1 rRNA gene is annotated in these 890 nt (G+C 73.3%); it reads right to left on the bottom strand.

The annotated features are described in order from the left end of the window. Window positions 1-814 precede the first annotated feature (814 nt). A 5S ribosomal RNA gene (gene rrf, locus O2W17_RS22340) occupies window positions 815-890 on the bottom strand; the annotation flags it as partial.

Raw genomic sequence — 890 nt, 5'->3', positions numbered from 1 at the left:
GTCACCCTGGGGCCGGCGGTCCTGCCAGCTGCCCTGCGGACGGTCACCCTGCGGACGCTGAGGCCGGTCACCCTGCGACCGCTGCGGACGGTCACCCTGCGGACGCTGGGGCCGGTCACCCTGGGGGCGACGCTCCTGCCAGTCACCACGCGGACGATCCGACCGCTGCGGACGGTCGCCCTGCGGGCGGTCCGAGCGCTGGGGCCGGTCACCCTGAGGGCGGCGGTCCTGCCAACTGCCCTGCGGACGCTCCGACCGCTGCGGCCGGTCACCCTGAGGGCGGCGGTCCTGCCAGTCACCACGCGGACGATCACCCTGCGCACGCTGGGGCCGGTCACCCTGGGGGCGGCGGTCCTGCCAACTGCCCTGCGGACGCTCCGACCGCTGCGGCCGGTCACCCTGAGGGCGGCGGTCCTGCCAGTCACCACGCGGACGATCACCCTGCGCACGCTGGGGCCGGTCACCCTGGGGGCGACGGTCCTGCCAGTCACCACGCGGACGGTCCCCTTGCGGGCGGTCCGAGCGCTGGGGCCGGTCACCCTGCGGACGGCGGTCCTGCCAGTCACCACGGGAACGGTCACCGGCCGAGCCGCCGCCGCGGTAGTCCGCGGAACCGCGGTTGCTCTGAGGGCGTGACCCGCGGGAAGCCGGGCGACCGTCGCCGGATCCGGCACCGCCGGAACCGCGTCGCGGAGCAGTCATGAGATGTGGGTACCTCTTCGCTCGACGCCGACACGACCGGAACGGCCGGCGGCGGAATGGAAAAAGCGAATGGGGGTCAGAGCGTTAGCTCTGACCCCCATTCGTGAAGTATGTCCGGCGGCGTCCTACTCTCCCACCCCGTCTCCAGGGCAGTACCATCGGCGCTGAAAGGCTTAGCTTCCGGGTTC

The sequence above is a fragment of the Blastococcus sp. VKM Ac-2987 genome (genome assembly GCF_026967805.1).
In the GTDB taxonomy this organism is placed as follows: Bacteria; Actinomycetota; Actinomycetes; order Mycobacteriales; family Geodermatophilaceae; genus Blastococcus.
This window is presented reverse-complemented; position numbering and strand designations above follow the sequence as displayed.